The following is a 17,305-nucleotide window of genomic DNA, read 5'->3' as shown; positions in this document are numbered from 1 at the left end:
GCCTGCTGACTTCAACGATAATGCTCAGACGATAAAGGAAATGATGCTGGTAAGGCGTAACGCAGGATTGATTAATCAATCCTATTTTAGTTGGCACGGGCTACCCTGTCAAGGACAAGGGTTATCCGTAGTAGTGATGCAACACTCTGGCCCGCATCCTTGCCCACGGAGGGTAGCGGTTGCTCCGGACATTTTTCCGGCAGAAGATGGTGTTAGCGGTGGTATCTCTTCAATATCTCGCGGGCGGCTATCACTCCTGAGGCCGATGCCTGGATTAGACCGCGGCTGACCCCGGCACCATCGCCGGCGGCAAACAAGTTGCTTACCTCGGTCTCAAGGCCGGAGCTTAAGTGGGGTCGGAAAGAGTAGAATTTGACTTCGACTCCGTAGAGCAGGGTACTTTTGTCAGCTACTCCCGGTGCCAGTTTGCCCATCGCTTCGAGCATCTCGATGATCCCGGTAAGGTGGCGGTAGGGAAGGACGAAGCTGAGGTCACCCGGAGTGGCCTCCTTCAGAGTGGGCTTTACTATACCCCGCTCGATACGGGCGGTTGTGGAACGGTGACCTCCCATCAGGTCGCCAAGCCGCTGCACCAGTACTCCGCCGCTGAGAATATTGGCCAGTCTGGCCAGATACTTGCCGTAGGCAATCGGTTCCCGGAACGGCTCGGTGAAGTCCGTGCTGACCAGCAGAGCGAAGTTGGTGTTACTGCTGTTAGGATTGGCGTAGCTATGGCCGTTGACTGTAGTTACGGGGTTGGTACCGCCGGTGGTCTCCATAGTGACCTCGCCGGCCGGGCACATGCAGAAGGTTCGGATACGGTCGTCAAAGCTTGTCGAGAAAAACTCCAGTTTTGCCTCGTACAGTACGCTGGTCAGTTCTTCCATTACGGCTACCGGTATCTCTACCCTGACCCCGACATCAACCGGGTTGTTGTGTATCTTTAGATTAAGCAGTTTTGCCTGTGTTAGTAGCCAGTCAGACCCTTCCCGGCCGGGAGCCAGAATCAGGTAATCGCAGTCAACTCTCTCTCCGCCGGTGGTCTCAATCCCTTTGATTTTACCGTTATCTACGATGATGGAGGCTGCTGCTGTTTCGAGTTTAAACTCCAGGCGTGAAATCAGGTAGTCACGCATCTCTCTGAGCACGGAGCGGCAGCGCTCGGTACCCATATGGCGGAGTGGTACCGGTATCAGGTGCAGTCCGGCCAGAGATGCCTGGCGGCCTAGCCGGGCAATATCATCACCTACGCCGTATAGCCGGTCGGGAGCACCGAACTTGAGGTAGATCTCATCGACGTATTTAATCAGGGCCTGGGTATCATCCTCACCAAGGTATTCCCTGAGGTGTCCTCCCACCTGTGATGAGAGTGTCAACTTGCCGTCGCTGTAGGCACCGGCCCCGCCCAGACCACAGACCAGGTTACTGCGCTTGTCGATATCACTCCCCTTCTCAATGAGCAGGATGCTGGGGCGTGATGACTGCGAAAGCTCTAAAGCGGCGAAGATCCCTGCCGGTCCGCCGCCGACAACGATAATATCGTATTTCTTGTTCATCTTACTTCAGCAGTGATATTTTATAACCGGTGACTTAAGCCGTCAAGAAATGAGGCTCGTTTTCCTGGTCGGTTAAGGTGGCTGATACTTGGCGCCATTAATTAAGCACGGTATAATGGTGATATTTGGATGGGAAGCCGGACCAGTATTGCGAGAAGTGGACGGAGGAAAAACTTGTCAGTAGACGTGGGCTCGCTGCGCAAGATTCTTAAGCTTGAGCAGCGGAAGGGGTACTCGGACTCATCAGTAATCGGTGGCCTGGATCAGTTTCTCCGCCGCTGGATGGGACAGGCAGGTGGGTCGTTTAGTGTTCCCGATCTCCTCACTCGCTCCAGCGGGCTTAATCTGGTCAATCCCGGCTACGCCTCTCTAAATCAGGGCCAGCGTGCTGAGTGGGTGGATGGTATGCTGACCTTGCTGGCTGAACTTGAGGAACAGGAAGGGCGGAAGGAGAAACCCGTAGTGCCTACCCTGGTAAGGCGTACTGCGGTGAGTCCTAAAGAGAAGGTGATGGCCGCTGGTAGGTCTGTGGATTTACCGGTTACCGTGGTTAAGGGTGTTAGCTCGGGCCTGGCCGCCAAGTTTAAAAAGCTGGGTGTCAGTACGGTACGTGACCTGCTCTATTTCTTTCCCAACCGACATCTTGACTACAGCCAGGGGAAACATATCTCACAGCTTACCGAAGGTGAAGAAGCAACGGTGGTTGCCAATGTCTGGCAGGCCCAGGAGGTCAGACTGGGCGGCCGGCGCGGTACGGAGGCCGTTGTCGGTGATGAGACGGGTAATGTCCGGGTGGTATGGTTCAACAACCCCTACCTGGCTAAGAAGCTGGCGACCAACACCCGGATAGTTATCAGCGGGCGGGTGGGATTGTTTAACGGCAGGCATGTCTTTGAATCGCCGGAGTGGGAGCAGGTCGGAGATGAAGACCTGGTTCACACCGGGCGTCTGGTTCCGATCTATCCTCTGACCTCGGGGTTACACCCCCGTCAGGTGAGGAAGCTGATGAAAGATGTCGTTGATCGGTGGGTAGTGCTGCTTGAAGACTTCTTACCTCAAGAGGTGCGGAAGCGGCATAAGCTTCTCGATTTGGTCCGGGCGATCGGTCAGGCGCACTACCCTGATGATGAAGCGCTTAAGGACCGGGCTCGGCTTCGCCTTGCTTTCGACGAGCTTTTTCTTCTCCAACTGGGTGTGTTGAGTAAGAAGCGTAATTGGCAGGAGAGCCAGCCGGGTAATCCTTTCAATATCGACGTGGCAGTGTTGGATGCCTTTCTCAAGGCTCTCCCGTTCGAACTAACCCCGGCCCAGCAGAGAGTGCTTCAGGAGATAATGGCTGACCTGGAGCGGGCACGGCCGATGTCCCGTCTATTGCAGGGTGAAGTGGGCAGTGGTAAGACAGTAGTGGCGACCGCCTCCTTACTGATGGCGGCGGTTAACGGCTATCAGGGAGCTTTGATGGCACCCACGGAGATTCTGGCCGAGCAACACCTGGCTACTATCCGGAAGCTTCTATCCGGGGTGAGCGGTGAGGAGAAACAGGAAGAAAATTTCTTCCGCTATTCCGGCCGGTTTGGTCGTCCTATCAGCGTAGCGCTTTTGATTGGTGATATTAACCTGAAAAAGAAGGAGAAGCTTAAACAGCGTATCGCGGATGGGGAAGTGGACATCGTTATCGGGACTCATGCCCTGATTCAGAAGGGGGTGGTATTCTCCCGGTTGGGGCTGGTGGTGATAGACGAGCAGCATCGCTTTGGTGTTGCCCAGCGCTCGGCAATCCGGCAGAAAGGTTTTAACCCGCACGTCTTGGTGATGACGGCCACGCCCATTCCCCGTACGCTGGCCCTGACCCTGTACGGCGACCTTGACCTGTCGGTCATTGATCAGTTGCCTCCCGGCAGACAGGTGATAAAAACAAAGTGGCTTAAGCCCGAACAGCGGAATAGCGCCTATAACTTTCTGCGCCGTCAGGTGGCCGGGGGACGTCAGGCGTTCATTCTCTGTCCCCTGGTAGAGGAGTCGGAGGCGATCCAGGCCAGGGCGGCGATTGCCGAGTATGAGCACCTCTCCCGGGACGTCTTCTCCGAGTTCAAGCTGGGTCTGCTCCACGGACGGATGACGGCAGCGGATAAGGATAAGGTGATGCGTCGTTTCCGCTCCGCCGAGCTGGATATCCTGGTCTCAACCCCGGTAATTGAGGTGGGTATAGATGTCCCCAATGCTACGGTAATGATGGTGGAGAGTGCCGATCGTTTCGGCCTGTCGCAGCTGCACCAGTTCCGTGGTCGGGTGGGGCGGGGGCAAGAGCAGAGCTACTGTATGCTGCTGGCCCATGACCCTTCTGAGGTGAGCAGGGAGAGGCTTGGTATCATAGAGAGGGTCCAGGACGGTTTTGCCCTGGCTGAAGAAGACCTCAAGCTAAGAGGGCCCGGTGAGTTCTTTGGTACCAGGCAGAGCGGGCTGCCCGATCTGAAAATGGCTAAGCTCTCCGATGTCGCTCTGCTCGAAATGGCCCGCAGTGAGGCGATCAGGCTCTTTGAGATAGACCCCGGTTTTGAAAAGACTGACCATCATCTGCTGGTCAAGGAGCTGGCTCGGGTCTGGCCTGCTGAGGGTGGTGAGTGGAGCTAGGTCCTTGTTGATTAGTATCATGCCTGCCGATGGTGCGGGCTACCCTCCCCAGTTAGCCCTGTGTTATAATTCGAACGTACAGTTAGCCTGAAATGACCCTGAAAAGGGCGCTCGGGTAGGGAGGCTGAAGCCGAACTTCCATGACTTTCATGATTAAAGATAAGCTGGTTGAGCTGCTGACGCAGGCGGTGACCGAAGCACTGGAACAGGGCAAGCTGCCGCCGGTGAGCTTGCCTCCGGTAACGGTAGAACATCCCCAGAATGAGGAGCATGGCGATTATGCCTCGAGCCTGCCCCTAAAATTGGCCCGGGCAGCCTCGGTCAAGCCGCTGGCGATAGCCGAGGATATCGCCGCTTCTATCGTTCCCGGTCCGGAGATCGGTACTGTTCGAGTGATGCCGCCCGGTTTTATCAATTTTACCCTTAAGGCAGATTGGTTGACCGCGCAGGTAGATTCAATCCTTGAGGCCGGGAATACTTATGGCAACGTTGGCCTGGGAGAGGGCAGGCGGGTACAGATAGAGTTCGTCAGCGTCAACCCTACCGGGCCGCTTCATGTCGGGCATGGCCGTGGCGCTATTCTGGGCAGTGTCTTAGCCAGCGTACTTGCTGCCGCCGGCTATAGCGTGGAGAAGGAATATTATATTAACGACGCCGGCGCCCAGACAAGGGCCTTTGCCCGTTCACTCCATGCCCGTTATCAGCAGCAATTGGGTGTTAGTGTCGAGGTGCCTGCCGACGGCTATGTCGGCAACTATATGATTGACCTGGCTAAGGATATTGTTGCCGAGGAGGGGGATAGGTTTCTTGCTCTCCCCGAACCGGAGGCGGTGTTGGGTTTAGGACAGCTCGGGCTGGACAGGATGATAGGGCAGATCAGGGCCGATCTTGAGGTATTGGGGGTGACTTTCGATATCTGGTTCAGCGAGCAGAGCCTCTATGACGGGGGGCAGTACGAGAAGGTTAGGTCAATCCTCGAGGATGGTGGCTATATCGCTGAAAAGGAAGGAGCTACCTGGTTTATCTCTACCGCACTGGGTGAGGACAAGGACAATGTCATCGTGCGTGGTGACGGTTCACCAACCTATTTTGCTGCCGATATCGCCTACCACTATAACAAGTTTATTGAGCGCCGTTTTGACAGGGTGATCGATATCTGGGGGGCTGACCACCAGGGGCATGTCTCACGAATGAAGGCTGTTCTCGGTGCCTTGGGGGTTGATCCGGAACGGCTGGGGGTGATAATCGCGCAACTGGTCACCCTGCGCCGCGGGGATGAACTGGTGCGGGTTTCCAAACGTAGCGGCGATATCATTACTCTGCGTGAGGTGATCGATGAGGTGGGGACTGATGCCTGCCGTTTTTTCTTCTTGTCCCGTTCGGCGAACAGCCAGATGGACTTTGACCTGGAGTTAGCCAAGAAGCAGTCGGCGGATAATCCTGTCTACTATGTGCAGTATGCTCATGCCCGCATCGCCAGCATACTTCGCCTGGCCCGGGAGAGCGGGATCGATTTTCGCGACGGCGATGTTTCGCTGCTTACCACCGAGCCCGAGTTGACCTTGATAAGGAAGATGCTGCTTCTACCGGAGGTAGTCGAGGTGGTCGTGAGCACCCTGGAGCCCCATCACCTTGCCTATTATGCACAGGAACTGGCTACCGTGTTCCACGGTTTTTATACGCAGTGTCGTGTTGTTTCCCGGCATGAAGAGTCGCTGAGTAAAGCCCGTCTCAAACTGGTAGCGGCAGCCCGGCTGGTTCTGGCGAGAGCTCTTCACCTTATGGGTATGACGGCGCCGGAGACGATGTGATGGATGGCCGCTGTCGGATTCAGGAGTGTCTGGCTTAATCAGGGGGTGCCCTGCCGTTTAATGGATAACCTAATCAAGGTGAGTTGAATACGATTTAAGGGGGAACCAGCGGGATGAAGAAGCGTGTTTTTTCCGGGGCCCGTCCGACCGGAAGGCAGCACCTGGGTAATTACCTGGGTGCGATACAGAATTACGTTAACCTTCAGGAAGAATATGATTGTGTCTATTGTATTGTTGATATCCATGCCTTGACCACGCTGGAGGACACCAACTCCCTGCAGTGGAATATCCGTGAGATGATGCTGGACTGGCTGGCGGCCGGTCTCGATCCCAGGAAGAGCATCCTTTTTGTTCAGTCTCATGTACCTGAGGTTACCGAGCTGCATACCCTACTCAGCATGGTTACTCCCTTGAGCTGGCTGCTCAGAGTACCCACCTTTAAGGAAAAGGTCAAGCTGCAGCCGCAGAATGTCAACTACGGTCTGGTCGGCTATCCCGTCTTGATGACATCCGATATTGTGCTCTATAAGGCTGAAGCTGTCCCCGTGGGTGAGGACCAGCTGCCCCACCTGGAGCTGGCCAGGGAGATTGTCCGTCGCTTCAATAATCTCTTCGGCGATACCTTCCCTGAGCCTGAAGCTAAACTTACCACCTTTCCCATGGTACTCGGGCTGGATGGTAAAGATAAGATGAGTAAACAGATCGGCAACGATATTGAACTGGCTCTCTCTGAGGAGGAGACGGCGGCCCGGGTAATGGAAGCGGTGACCGATCCGGCACGGCGCTATCGTAGTGATCCGGGACACCCCGAAATATGTAATATTTTCCGGCTTCACGGGTATTTCAACCCGTTCCAGCAGGATGACCTGGCCGCGCAGTGTCGCTCCGCCGGAATCGGCTGTGTTGACTGCAAGAAGAACCTGGCGGGGGAGATTAACGATACCCTCAGGTCATTCCGGGAAAAGCGGGCAGAGCTGGCTGGTAAACCTAAGTATATCAATGAATTGCTGGCTGACGGTGCCGCCCGGGCTCGGATTATTGCCCGGGAGACCATCAGGGAAGTAAAGGGGAATATTGGGCTTCTTTAACTCCCGACCAGCTCGGTTATCGACCACTGTTGATCGGTCTTGTTGTAGTAGAGCCTGAACCGCTTGTCGTCCGTAGTCTTGATCTGGAAGAGTCTTATCCCCGGTTCTTGCCAGGCCTTTTCTATCTTATCAATGTCATAGGTTACCCCCTGCCACTCGAAAGACTTGGGCCTTTCCGCGTAGGTATGGCCGGAGTAGCAGGTGACCTTAACCGTACTATTCTTCACCTATTGTCTCCTTGGTTTACCATTAAATATTCGGCTTTTGTTTGTGCCAGTCAGTTGCCTGTTCAAAGGCATAGGCAATCTTGAGGATGGTCTCCTCACTGAAGGGCTTGCCGATTATCTGCATGCCGATTGGCAGCCCCCCGGTAAATCCGGCCGGAATGGAGATAGCCGGTAAGCCGGCGATATTTATCGGTAGTGTACAGACATCGCTTAAGTACATCTGGAGGGGGTCCTCCGCCTTGTCGCCGATTCTGAAGGGGACGGTGGGTGATGTTGGTGTTACTAGGGCGTCGAACTTTTCAAAGGCCTGGTCGAATTCCCGGCGTATCAGGGTGCGCACCTTCTGCGCCTTCAGGTACCAAGCATCATAGTAGCCGGCGGAGAGAGCGTAGGTGCCCAGCATGATGCGCCTTTTCACCTCAGGACCAAAGCCGTATTGCCGGGTTTTCTCCAGGGCTTCCCACATATTGTCGGTATCGGAGTAAGAGAAGCCGTACTTTACCCCGTCGTAGCGGGCCAGATTGGCAGAGGCCTCCGAGGGGGCAATCACGTAGTATGCTGCCAGGGCATAGGAGGTGTGGGGTAAAGATACCTCCCAGTCTGCCCTCGCTCCCAAATCCTCCAGCTTGCTGACCGCGGCTCTTATTGCCGCGGATACCTCTGCCTGCATTCCTTCGACAAAGTATTCCTTGGGAACGCCGATACGGATGCCATTAAGCTCGCTAGTCAGACACCGGGTATAATCGGGGACGGGATGGGGTACTGAGGTGGAATCTCTGGGGTCATAGCCGGCGATAGTGTTTAGCACCAGAGCACAATCGGTAACGTCCCGGGTCAGCGGTCCGATCTGGTCCAGGGAGCTGGCAAAGGCAACCAGTCCATATCGGCTCACCCTGCCGTAGGTGGGTTTCATACCGGTAACACTGCAGAAGCCGGCCGGCTGGCGGATACTGCCTCCGGTATCTGAGCCCAGGGCATAGATAGCTTCGCTGGCGGCTACTGCTACTGCTGAGCCTCCGCTGCTGCCGCCGGGTACGTGCTCTAGGTTCCAGGGGTTATGAGTGGGGAACAGAGCGGAGTTCTCCGTGGACGAGCCCATGGCGAATTCATCCATATTTGCCTTACCGACAATTACCGTCCGGGCGTCGTTCAGCTTTTCCACCACGGTGGCATCGTAGGGCGGCACAAAGTCCTCCAGCATCCTCGACGAACAGGTGGTGCGCACTCCCCTGGTGCACATGTTGTCCTTGATTATTACCGGTATTCCGGTCAGGGGGCTCGAATCACCCGAGGCGATAAGCCGGTCTGCCTGTTCAGCCTGGGACAGCGCCAGCTTATCGGTAATGGTGACTAGGGCGCTCACCTTAGGTTCTACCTGCTGTATCCGTTCCAGGCAGGCTCTGGTCAGCTCAACCGAGGAAACCTGTCCGGTTTTCAGTAACTCGTGCGCTTTGTGTATGGTCAACCGGGTAGGGTCTAGTATGACACTCACCTCATCCCTGTCTACTTACGTGTTGCCGAGGACAGCCCGTACTTTGAAGAAGTCCCCGTCCTTCCGGGGCGCATTGGCCAGGACCATGTTCTGTGGTAGGGAGTCGGCCACCTCATCACTGCGCAGTACGTTTTCGAGAGTGATGGGGTGGGTGGTGGGAGGTACGCTGGTGGTATCTACCTGCTGCAGTATTTCAAAGCTCTCCAGGATATGGGACAACTGATCTTTAAACCGGTCTACCTCGACTTCAGACAGACCCAGCCGGGCCAGGATGGCAATACGCAGTACCTCTTCACGACCAAGCCTCACTATTTACCTCTTACCTCACTCATTGTTGATCTGTCTCCGGCAGGTGACTTCTCTCGAATTGCACTGGCTAATTATAGCATCCAGATTTGGGTGTCGGCAACAGAGGCAGTCCTGATATAATAGATGTGGTGCCAAGATGAAAGAAAAGCCCCGAATTATGTTGACCATTCTGGTTACTCTATTGGAAGAGATTGCCCTGGTAATCTTTATCTTTTTGGGTCTGCCGATGCTGGGGGTTGAGGTTCCGTTGGGTGGTCTGATTGCCATGATGGCGGCTATAGCTACCTATGGTATTATCTCTTATCGGCTGGGCAGCCGGGTGTTGCGCAAAAAGCCGGTGGCTGGTCTATCCGATATGGTCGGTATCAGGGGTGAGGTGGTAAAAAAACTGGCTCCGGTAGGTACCATTAGAATCGGCAGTGAGCTCTGGGACGCCAAGACTGACGATCAGGAAATAGAGAAGGGCAAGGAAGTCATCGTGATAAAGCGTGAGGGGCTTAAGCTTATCGTGCGTAAGGATAGCCTTCGTGATGCCGCAGAAGACCACACCCGGCCTTGATGCTACTCTTCAAGCCCGGTTTTCTTTCCCATCATTGATGAGGGTTCGGGAAAAACGGGTTGACTTAACTCTGTTTAATACCTGATAATGTATTCTTAGACTGGATATGCGGAGAGGGGGCTAGTGTATGTAAATAGTTTTTGTGACAGAGTATAGTCTAATAAGTATATTCTAATATTAGTGATTAGTGTTGATTAAGCATATTACGGAGGCTACTTTGGTGAAAAAGAAAAGGTTATGGGTTCTACTTGGTAGCATCGGCTTGATATTAACGTTGGCTTCGGTCTTTCCTTTGCTGAGCGGGTGCCAGTCATCTCAGCCGCAGATGTACAAGATTGGCATCACCCAGATAGTTACTCACCCGGCCCTGGATGCCAATCGCCAGGGATTTATAGATCAGATGACCGAAGAGGGTTTTGTTGAGGGAGTGGATGTGACATATGATTCCGATACCGCTGAAGGCGATATGTCTATCGCAGCTTCTATCGCCCAGAAGTTTGTTTCCGAGAAGGTGGATCTGATTCTGGCTATAGCTACGCCTACTGCACAGGCCTCTGTCGAGGCAGCTAAGGGCACTGATATACCGATAGTATTCGGTTCCGTTACGGACCCGGTGGCGGCAGGGCTGGTTGACGGTTGGGATAATCCGGGGGGTAATGTGACCGGTATAAGCGACTGGGCTGATATCGCCACTCAGATACAGTTGGTCCTGGATATTTGCCCTGAGTGTAAAAACCTGGGTACAGTCTACAATGCCGGTGAGGTAAACTCTAAGGTTCAGATAGATGAGCTCAAGGCGATTGCTCCTGGTCTGGGTATAGAGAGTATTGTCGAGGCTACGGTAGCGGCGTCGGCAGATGTCCTTGCCGCGGCACAGTCACTGGTGGGCAGGGTTGATGCCATTTGGATTCCTACGGATAATACGGTTGTCTCCGGTTTCGAGGCGGTGGTAAAGGCCTGCGAGGATAATCAGATACCTCTCTTCGCTGCCGATACGGCTACGGTGGAGAGGGGTGCTATCGGTACTCCCGGCATTGACTATTATGTCCTGGGTCAGGAGTGCGGTAAGATAGCTGCCCGTATCCTTAGGGGTGAGAACCCGGCTGATATCCCGGTTAAGAAGGTACCGATGACAGACCTGTACCTCAATCCGGCGGCAGCAGAGAGGCTGGGGGTGACCATCCCACAGTCCGTGTTGGATGGGGCTACCGAAATAGTTACTGAATAAAACCATACGGAGTTAATCTGCCGAATAACCAAGCGGACCGCTTGGTTATTCGGCGTGTGAGCTTCAGGGGAGGCGATTTTGGATGTTGGCAGCCTGCTGTCCGTATCCTTATACGAAGGCCTAGTCTTCGGACTGCTTACAATAGGTGTTTATCTAACCTTTCGTGTTCTTGCTTTCCCCGATCTCGGCGTAGATGGTAGCTTCCCTCTGGGTGGTGCCATTGCTGCCGTGCTTATTGTCGCTGGCGCCAATCCTTTTCTGGCGACACTGGCTGCCTTTGGCAGTGGCCTTTGTGCCGGACTGATAACCGGACTGCTCAATACCAAGCTCAGGATAAGCGCCCTGCTCTCCGGTATCCTGATGATGGTGGCACTATACTCGGTAAACCTGAGGATTATGGGTGGGGGGAATGTGCCGCTGCTTCGTGATGTCACCAGCTTTGACTTGGTAGCCCAGATTCTGGGCGTTCGCGGTGGTATGGCCTTGTCAATTGCCTTCGTACTATTGGTGGTTGCTGTTTTTGTCACCGGGCTGAACTGGTTTTTGCGTACTGAGATAGGGTTATCGCTAAGGGCCACCGGCGATAACGAGCAGATGGTACGTGGTCTGGGTGCCTCTACTGATAGAAACGTGCTTATCGGTTGTGCTATTTCCAATGGCTTGGTCGCCCTCGCCGGTGCCCTGGTCGCTCAGAATCAAGGCTTTTCCGATGTGGGGATGGGGATTGGCATGATTGTAATGGGTTTGGCTGCGGTGATAATTGGTGAAGGGGTCTTCCGTCCTCGGGGAATTACTTCAATTCTGCTGGCCTGTCTGGGCGGTACCTTTCTCTATCGCTTATTCATCAACATCGCTCTCAGGCTGGGTATGGCCCCGGGCGATTTAAAGTTGATTACGGCAATTTTGGTTGTGGTTGTTCTGGCGATTCCGTTTATCCGTAAAAAAATACGTGGCGAGTGGATGCCGCCGGCGGCGCGAATGTGAGGAGAGGGCTGTGAAAACTGGTGAAGCTAAGAAGCCTGGTATACTCCAGCTTAGAGGGGTGAGGAAGGTATTCGCCCGGGGGACTATCGATGAGGTAAAGGCCCTGGATGGGATCGATCTGGGGGTATACGAACGAGACTTTATCACCATTATCGGCAGCAACGGGGCGGGAAAGTCCACGCTGCTTAACATTGTCGCTGGCGTTTATCCTCCGGAGAGGGGGGGGCGGGTTGTTATCGGCGGTGTTAATGTCACCAATCTGAAGGAGTATAAGCGGGCTGCCTATGTCGGCCGGGTGTGGCAGCAGCCTGAGGCAGGAACGGCGCGTAACCTCAGCATCGAGGAGAACCTTTCTCTGGCCCTGCTGCGGGGCCAGCCGAGAGGGCTGAAGCTGGCTATTAACAGGCAGCGGAGGCAGCTATTCCGTGAAGCGCTGGCTGTACTCGGGCTTGGTCTGGAGGACAGGCTGAACACTCCGGTAGGCACCCTTTCCGGCGGGCAGAGACAGGCTTTAGCCCTGGTTATGGCTACCATAAGCAGGCCGACTATCCTGTTGCTCGATGAGCACATCGCCACACTGGATCCGAAGACCGCCCAGACGGTGCTCCAGCTAAGTGACATGATTATCGAGCGGGAAAAGATGACCGCGATAATGGTTACCCACAATATGGAGATCGCTCTTAACTACGGTAATAGACTGGTTATGATGCATAAGGGCAGGATTATTGTGGATATCGGTGAGAAGGACAAGAAGACGCTCAGCGTTGCTGACCTGGTAACCGCCTTTGGACGGGCGGCCGGGGAGCAGTTCAACGATGATTCTATCCTACTAAGTGACAGCTGAGAAATCCGGGCCCCGCTTCCTGACTGAAGCGGTTTTCTACGGGCTATCCTCGAAGGGTGGCCGCCAGCCTGTCAGTGTTAAGCAGCAACTCCAGGGCAGCATTAATATCGGTGACTACCACGTCGGCCCCCGTTATAGCGGTGACGGATGCGCCTTCCCTGCCGATAATACCGATGCCGATGGCGGCCCCTGTCAGCATGGCGGTATCGTTGGCGCCGTTGCCAATGCAGATAGTCTTGTCCCGGCCCAGTTTCTCCACCAATGCCAGCTTTTGAGCAGCTTCCTCTCCTTTTTTCACCAGGTGTATTTCAGCCTTCAGCTTCTTTATTAAGCTGGAAGCGCTGCCGAATGTATCTGCAGAAACGACGAACAGCTTCAGTAGTCCGTCAAGCCTTCGCAGCCTATCCTCTACCCCTTCAATGAGCTCACCGTCCAGTGCAATGGTGCCGTTAAGGTCCAGAACCAGATTGCTTAGCCTGTAGTTTCCTCTGCCGGGGATAGTTATCGTTATCAATCTATTCCTATCTTATTACAATCTTGCCCTTCGGCTCGGCGATCACCTCACCGATAATGGCTGCCTCGGCTGTACCCCTGCCGTGCAGACTCTGGAGCAGTCCTTCGGCTTGAGCGGATGGTGTTGAGATGAGCAATCCTCCCGAAGTCTGAGCATCGAAGAGAATGAGCAACAAGTCATCCGGGGTGTCGGCTGCCACCTCTACCATAGAGGAGCGGAACTCCTTATTGCGGTATGTACCGCCCGGAACCAGCCCCATTGCGGCAAACTCTCTTACTTCCGGGAGGAGCGGTACCGCCTTAGAGTAGATTACCATGCCAACATCGGCACCTTCAATCATCTCACAGGCATGACCCAGCAGGCCGAATCCGGTAACGTCAGTACAGGCATTAACCCCGGCTTCCATCATCAGCTCCGAGGCTATTCTGTTGAGGGTGGACATACACCGTACTGCTTGATCGATTGTTTCTTTACCGGCTATAGCACCCTTTGCGGCGGTATTTATTATTCCGGTGCCCAGCGGCTTGGTCAGGATGAGCCGGTCGCCTGCTCTGGCCCCGCTGTTGAAGACTACTCTGGCCGGGTTGATGGTGCCGGTAACGGAGAGCCCGTATTTCAGTTCCTGGTCATCTACACTGTGGCCGCCGACCAGGACAACCCCGGCCTCCCTTATTTTGTCCAGCCCCCCGGCTAAGATTTGCTTCAGTACCGAGATATCCATCGTCTTTACCGGAAAGCAGACGATGTTCATTGCGGTCAGCGGTTTGCCGCCCATAGCATAGACGTCGCTTAAGGCATTGGCGGCAGCGATCTGACCGAAAGCGTAGGGGTCATCGACAATAGGGGTGAAGAAATCGAGGGTCTGTACTATGGCCAGCTCGTCGTTCAGCTTATAGACGCCAGCATCCTCACACTTCTCCATGCCTGCCAGCAGGTTTGGATCGGTAGTGAGCGGTAATTCACACAATGCTTTCGCCAGGTCACCCGGACCTATTTTACAAGCTCAACCGGCACCGCGAACGGTTTCGGTGAGACGCGGTACCTTTGGTCGCTCTTCCATTTTCTGCCTCCCCAATAGATATAAGTACGAAGATGGATCAAGTGCAGGTTACTAAACACCTTTAGCACCCAGATAGTTGATGGTATCAAATTCCACCTGTGCCTTATCCAGCACAGACTTTACCTCTTCCCGGTAGCTCCAATCAAACCGCAAGGCGATACCGCAGTCGCTGGAGAACTGTCGCGGCGTCGGTATGAGCTTGATAGAATATCGTTCCTCTATTAGCAGCTTCTCTGCACGCATGACTGCCGAAGTGGTATGAAAAAGCACTACTCCATATCGCATCATGACTTTACGATTTTCCTTATTGCCCGTACCGTCTCTTGAACTTCGCTCACAGTGGTAAAAACACCAGGTGACAGCCGCACCGTTCCTTCAGGAAATGATCCTATCGTTTTATGCGCTGCCGGCGCACAATGCAGCCCTACCCGTGATAATATACCATATTCCTCATCCAACATCAGTCCTATCTCCGAAACATGTTTTTCGTCAATCTTAAAAGAAACGATTGCTGCCGAAAGGTCAGTATCAGTAGTTCCGTATGTAATCACTCCCGGAAGAGAGGATAGACCATCGATGAGCATCCGGCGGAGCTTCTTCATATTATCCCAGATTTCTGATATTCCCCTGTCCATTATCCACCTTAAGCCGGCGCCAAGGCCAGCAATTCCGACCAAATTAGCCGTGCCGCTCTCAAATTTGTCGGGGAGGTTCTCGGGCTGCTCCTCTGACTCGGAGCGACTCCCCGTACCTCCGCATATTAGCGGTTCAACCTGTGAAACGTTAACATCGTTATTTATGGCCAACCCTCCGATGCCGGGAGGACCCTGCAACTCTTTATGCCCGGTGAATGCCAGGAGGTCAATCCCTGAGGCCCGCATATCTATGGGTATGACTCCAGCCGCCTGGGCAGCGTCCACCAGCAGCAAAGTGCCGGCCTGATGGGCGATTGTGGCAATTTCATTAACCGGTAACAGCGTTCCTACCACGTTACTGGCATGGGTCATCACAATAAGTTTTGTGCCTGGTGTGAGAGCCCTGCTAATGTCTCTAACGTCGATACTACCGTTGGTAGAACACGGGATGATGCTGAGACGAACGCCCTGTTTTTCCAGACTGCGTAGCGGACGCATTACTGAGTTATGTTCCATAGAACTGGTGACCACATGATCGCCGGGTTTCAGTATCCCCTTGAGAGCCAGGTTGATGGCATGAGTGGCATTGCTGGCGAAGATTACCCGTAACGGGTCTGAGCTACCGAAAAAGCGGGCTACTGCTTCTCTGGTATCGTATATTACCCGCGCCGCTGCGATTGAGAGCCGATGCCCGGAGCGACCGGGGTTGCCCCCGGCACGCTCAATAACTTCGGTCATCGCTTTTAAGACTTCCGGCGGCTTCGGCCATGATGTTGCTGCATTATCAAGATAAATCATTTCGTAAGCACAATCCGGTAACTACTATCAGGCTGCTCTTGAACGGTCACCGCCCAGCCGGAATTTTTACCCAAACGGGAAACGTTCTCACGCGCGGTGTCGGAATCCACCAGTACTGCGACCGTCCCCTTACCCGTTTTTTGTATTGCCAGGCGGACCAGCATGGCCGGCTGAGGGCAGGACAGCCCCCGTGCATCAATACTTCTTAACTCACTCATTAGGCGCCTCCTAACAACTTTGTATCTCGCATTGTCAGCCCGATAATAACACAGACCGCTATGCCAATGATGACAATCGCAGGGCCATAAAGACCCGGTCCGCTTGCCGAGCTGGCTATGCCGAAGTTATGGGCGAAGCCGGCACCGGTGAGCATTCCGGTAACAAAGACCGCAGCGTCGCCGTCGCCTTCTCCGGTCAAAAAGAACTGCCTCCCGGGACAACCACCGGCCAGTGTGAAAGCAAGACCGGCGAGCACCATGCCTCCGAAGTTCCACAGCGAGTTTGTGTGAGCTATCGGCTGATCGGCAAATCCGGGGTTGAACTGGCCGAGTGCCAGGTTAGTGATCACAGCGGCCACAATCAAAGCAATTACACCCTTGAGCAGGTAGTTGTCACGCATCAGTATCGCATCACGAAAGGCACCCACGGTGCAGAAACGGCTGCGTTGCGCCAGGAAACCAATCAGTAGCCCGATACCGAGGGCAATAAATATAGGAGCGTGCTGGCTCCCCGGCCCGCTCGTTGAGAAAAAGATAGGCCCGATGGCATTACCATCGGCATCCCGCCCGAACTGAGGGGCTGCCAGTAGCAGAACAAGCATGGCAATCATGACAACAGGCATCACCCAGCCCATGGCCTTGGGCGCCGGCCGGTTGCGACCCAGGCTGAAGCCTGACCTTAGAAAAACAATTCCGATAACTATACCGACCACGAGACCCAGGATGCCGAATATGGCATTCAAATCACCGCCACCCAGCCGCAGATAAGCTCGCCACGGACATCCCAGAAATACCAGACCGCCAAAGGAAGCGAAGACACCCAGGATAAAACGGACAAAAGGCGATGATCCGGTACGGGGTTTAAACTCGCGAAAGGCAAGGGCGGCAATCAGTGCCCCGAGAACAAGCCCGACGATCTCCGGTCGGATGTACTGCACCACCGCGGCACGGTGCATCGCCAGCGCCCCGGCGGTATCACGGGTGAAGCAAACGACACACATACCCATATTGCCGGGATTGCCGAGTTTAACAAGCACCGGTGCCAGGATACCGACGACAATACCGGTGATAATGGCTCCCCACCGGATCATGAAACCTTTTACACTAGAAGACATGAAAAAACTCCTTTCGTTATGAATTCCGCCCAACTGCACGGAGAACTCACAGCGAAGGAGCTCGCGGCCTACCGGAGTAGAGCAGTCACGGAGATGACGCTATGAGCCTGCCATGTATTATTGGTAACAGCCTGTCGGGGATGCACAACGCGCATCACTGGAATATGAAATCACGTGTGGAGATTAAGAACAATCAAAGCATCACCTCCTCACATGAGAGCATATTGAAAAAGCTC

At 54.3% G+C, this 17,305-nt stretch carries 17 protein-coding genes; 7 read left to right on the top strand and 10 right to left on the bottom strand.

Annotation, left to right across the window (positions count from 1 at the left end; genetic code table 11):
- Positions 1-212 precede the first annotated feature (212 nt).
- Complete coding sequence (locus tag PHI12_04920) at positions 213-1,556, bottom strand: FAD-dependent oxidoreductase (GenBank protein ID MDD5510130.1); 1,344 nt, start codon at positions 1,554-1,556, stop codon at positions 213-215.
- 174 nt (positions 1,557-1,730) lie between these two features.
- Here PHI12_04920 and recG point away from each other — a divergent pair, with 174 nt between their 5' ends.
- The 3 genes from recG to trpS all read left to right on the top strand — a co-directional run bounded on the left by recG (position 1,731) and on the right by trpS (position 7,086).
- On the top strand, positions 1,731-4,187 hold the full coding sequence (gene recG, locus PHI12_04915) for an ATP-dependent DNA helicase RecG (GenBank protein MDD5510129.1): 2,457 nt from the start codon (positions 1,731-1,733) through the stop codon (positions 4,185-4,187).
- Positions 4,188-4,336: 149 nt separating this feature from the next.
- Complete coding sequence (gene argS / locus PHI12_04910) at positions 4,337-5,998, top strand: arginine--tRNA ligase (protein ID MDD5510128.1); 1,662 nt, start codon at positions 4,337-4,339, stop codon at positions 5,996-5,998.
- Positions 5,999-6,111: 113 nt separating this feature from the next.
- Entirely contained in the window at positions 6,112-7,086 is a 975-nt protein-coding gene (gene trpS, locus PHI12_04905) for a tryptophan--tRNA ligase (GenBank protein MDD5510127.1), read from the top strand.
- Here the strand turns inward: trpS and PHI12_04900 are convergent.
- The 3 genes from PHI12_04900 to gatC are packed head-to-tail and all read right to left on the bottom strand — an operon-like array spanning position 7,083 to position 9,114.
- The gene (locus tag PHI12_04900; protein MDD5510126.1) at positions 7,083-7,313 is read right to left on the bottom strand and encodes a hypothetical protein; all 231 of its coding nucleotides are present in this window, start codon (positions 7,311-7,313) and stop codon (positions 7,083-7,085) included. The two genes, trpS and PHI12_04900, sit on opposite strands and share 4 nt — an antisense overlap.
- Positions 7,314-7,335: 22 nt before the next feature.
- A complete protein-coding gene (gatA, locus tag PHI12_04895) occupies positions 7,336-8,805 on the bottom strand; it encodes an Asp-tRNA(Asn)/Glu-tRNA(Gln) amidotransferase subunit GatA (protein MDD5510125.1) in 1,470 nt (489 codons plus the stop codon).
- Between the two features lie 15 nt (positions 8,806-8,820).
- Positions 8,821-9,114: an Asp-tRNA(Asn)/Glu-tRNA(Gln) amidotransferase subunit GatC gene (gatC, locus tag PHI12_04890; GenBank protein ID MDD5510124.1), complete on the bottom strand. Its 294-nt coding sequence runs from the start codon at positions 9,112-9,114 to the stop codon at positions 8,821-8,823.
- Positions 9,115-9,250: 136 nt separating this feature from the next.
- On the opposite strand from gatC, the gene PHI12_04885 reads away from it, so the two are divergent.
- The 4 genes from PHI12_04885 (at position 9,251) to PHI12_04870 (ending at position 12,729) form a co-directional block, all read left to right on the top strand.
- Positions 9,251-9,673 (top strand): NfeD family protein, encoded by a 423-nt coding sequence (locus PHI12_04885; GenBank protein ID MDD5510123.1) that lies wholly within the window; start codon positions 9,251-9,253, stop codon positions 9,671-9,673.
- Positions 9,674-9,893: 220 nt separating this feature from the next.
- Complete coding sequence (locus tag PHI12_04880; GenBank protein MDD5510122.1) at positions 9,894-10,901, top strand: ABC transporter substrate-binding protein; 1,008 nt, start codon at positions 9,894-9,896, stop codon at positions 10,899-10,901.
- A 78-nt stretch (positions 10,902-10,979) separates the two neighbouring features.
- The gene (locus PHI12_04875) at positions 10,980-11,885 is read left to right on the top strand and encodes an ABC transporter permease (GenBank protein ID MDD5510121.1); all 906 of its coding nucleotides are present in this window, start codon (positions 10,980-10,982) and stop codon (positions 11,883-11,885) included.
- 10 nt (positions 11,886-11,895) lie between these two features.
- Complete coding sequence (locus tag PHI12_04870) at positions 11,896-12,729, top strand: ATP-binding cassette domain-containing protein (GenBank protein ID MDD5510120.1); 834 nt, start codon at positions 11,896-11,898, stop codon at positions 12,727-12,729.
- A gap of 43 nt (positions 12,730-12,772) precedes the next feature.
- On the opposite strand, the gene PHI12_04865 is transcribed toward PHI12_04870, so the two are convergent.
- From PHI12_04865 to yedE, 6 genes are read right to left on the bottom strand one after another with little or no spacing between them, the layout of a single operon-like run.
- Positions 12,773-13,243: a hypothetical protein gene (locus tag PHI12_04865; GenBank protein ID MDD5510119.1), complete on the bottom strand. Its 471-nt coding sequence runs from the start codon at positions 13,241-13,243 to the stop codon at positions 12,773-12,775.
- 7 nt (positions 13,244-13,250) lie between these two features.
- Positions 13,251-14,303 (bottom strand): selenide, water dikinase SelD, encoded by a 1,053-nt coding sequence (selD, locus tag PHI12_04860; protein MDD5510118.1) that lies wholly within the window; start codon positions 14,301-14,303, stop codon positions 13,251-13,253.
- Between the two features lie 51 nt (positions 14,304-14,354).
- Complete coding sequence (locus PHI12_04855) at positions 14,355-14,591, bottom strand: DUF3343 domain-containing protein (protein ID MDD5510117.1); 237 nt, start codon at positions 14,589-14,591, stop codon at positions 14,355-14,357.
- The gene (locus PHI12_04850) at positions 14,588-15,736 is read right to left on the bottom strand and encodes an aminotransferase class V-fold PLP-dependent enzyme (GenBank protein MDD5510116.1); all 1,149 of its coding nucleotides are present in this window, start codon (positions 15,734-15,736) and stop codon (positions 14,588-14,590) included. The genes PHI12_04855 and PHI12_04850 overlap by 4 nt, the downstream gene beginning before the upstream one ends.
- Complete coding sequence (locus PHI12_04845) at positions 15,733-15,954, bottom strand: sulfurtransferase TusA family protein (protein MDD5510115.1); 222 nt, start codon at positions 15,952-15,954, stop codon at positions 15,733-15,735. The genes PHI12_04850 and PHI12_04845 overlap by 4 nt, the downstream gene beginning before the upstream one ends.
- Positions 15,954-17,069 (bottom strand): YedE family putative selenium transporter, encoded by a 1,116-nt coding sequence (gene yedE, locus PHI12_04840; protein ID MDD5510114.1) that lies wholly within the window; start codon positions 17,067-17,069, stop codon positions 15,954-15,956. The genes PHI12_04845 and yedE overlap by 1 nt, the downstream gene beginning before the upstream one ends.
- Between the last annotated feature and the right edge of the window lie 236 nt (positions 17,070-17,305).

Source organism: Dehalococcoidales bacterium, assembly GCA_028716225.1.
Taxonomy (GTDB): domain Bacteria; phylum Chloroflexota; class Dehalococcoidia; order Dehalococcoidales; family UBA5760; genus UBA5760.
Note: the sequence above shows the minus strand (reverse complement) of the source record. Positions and strands in the feature narration are given on the sequence as shown.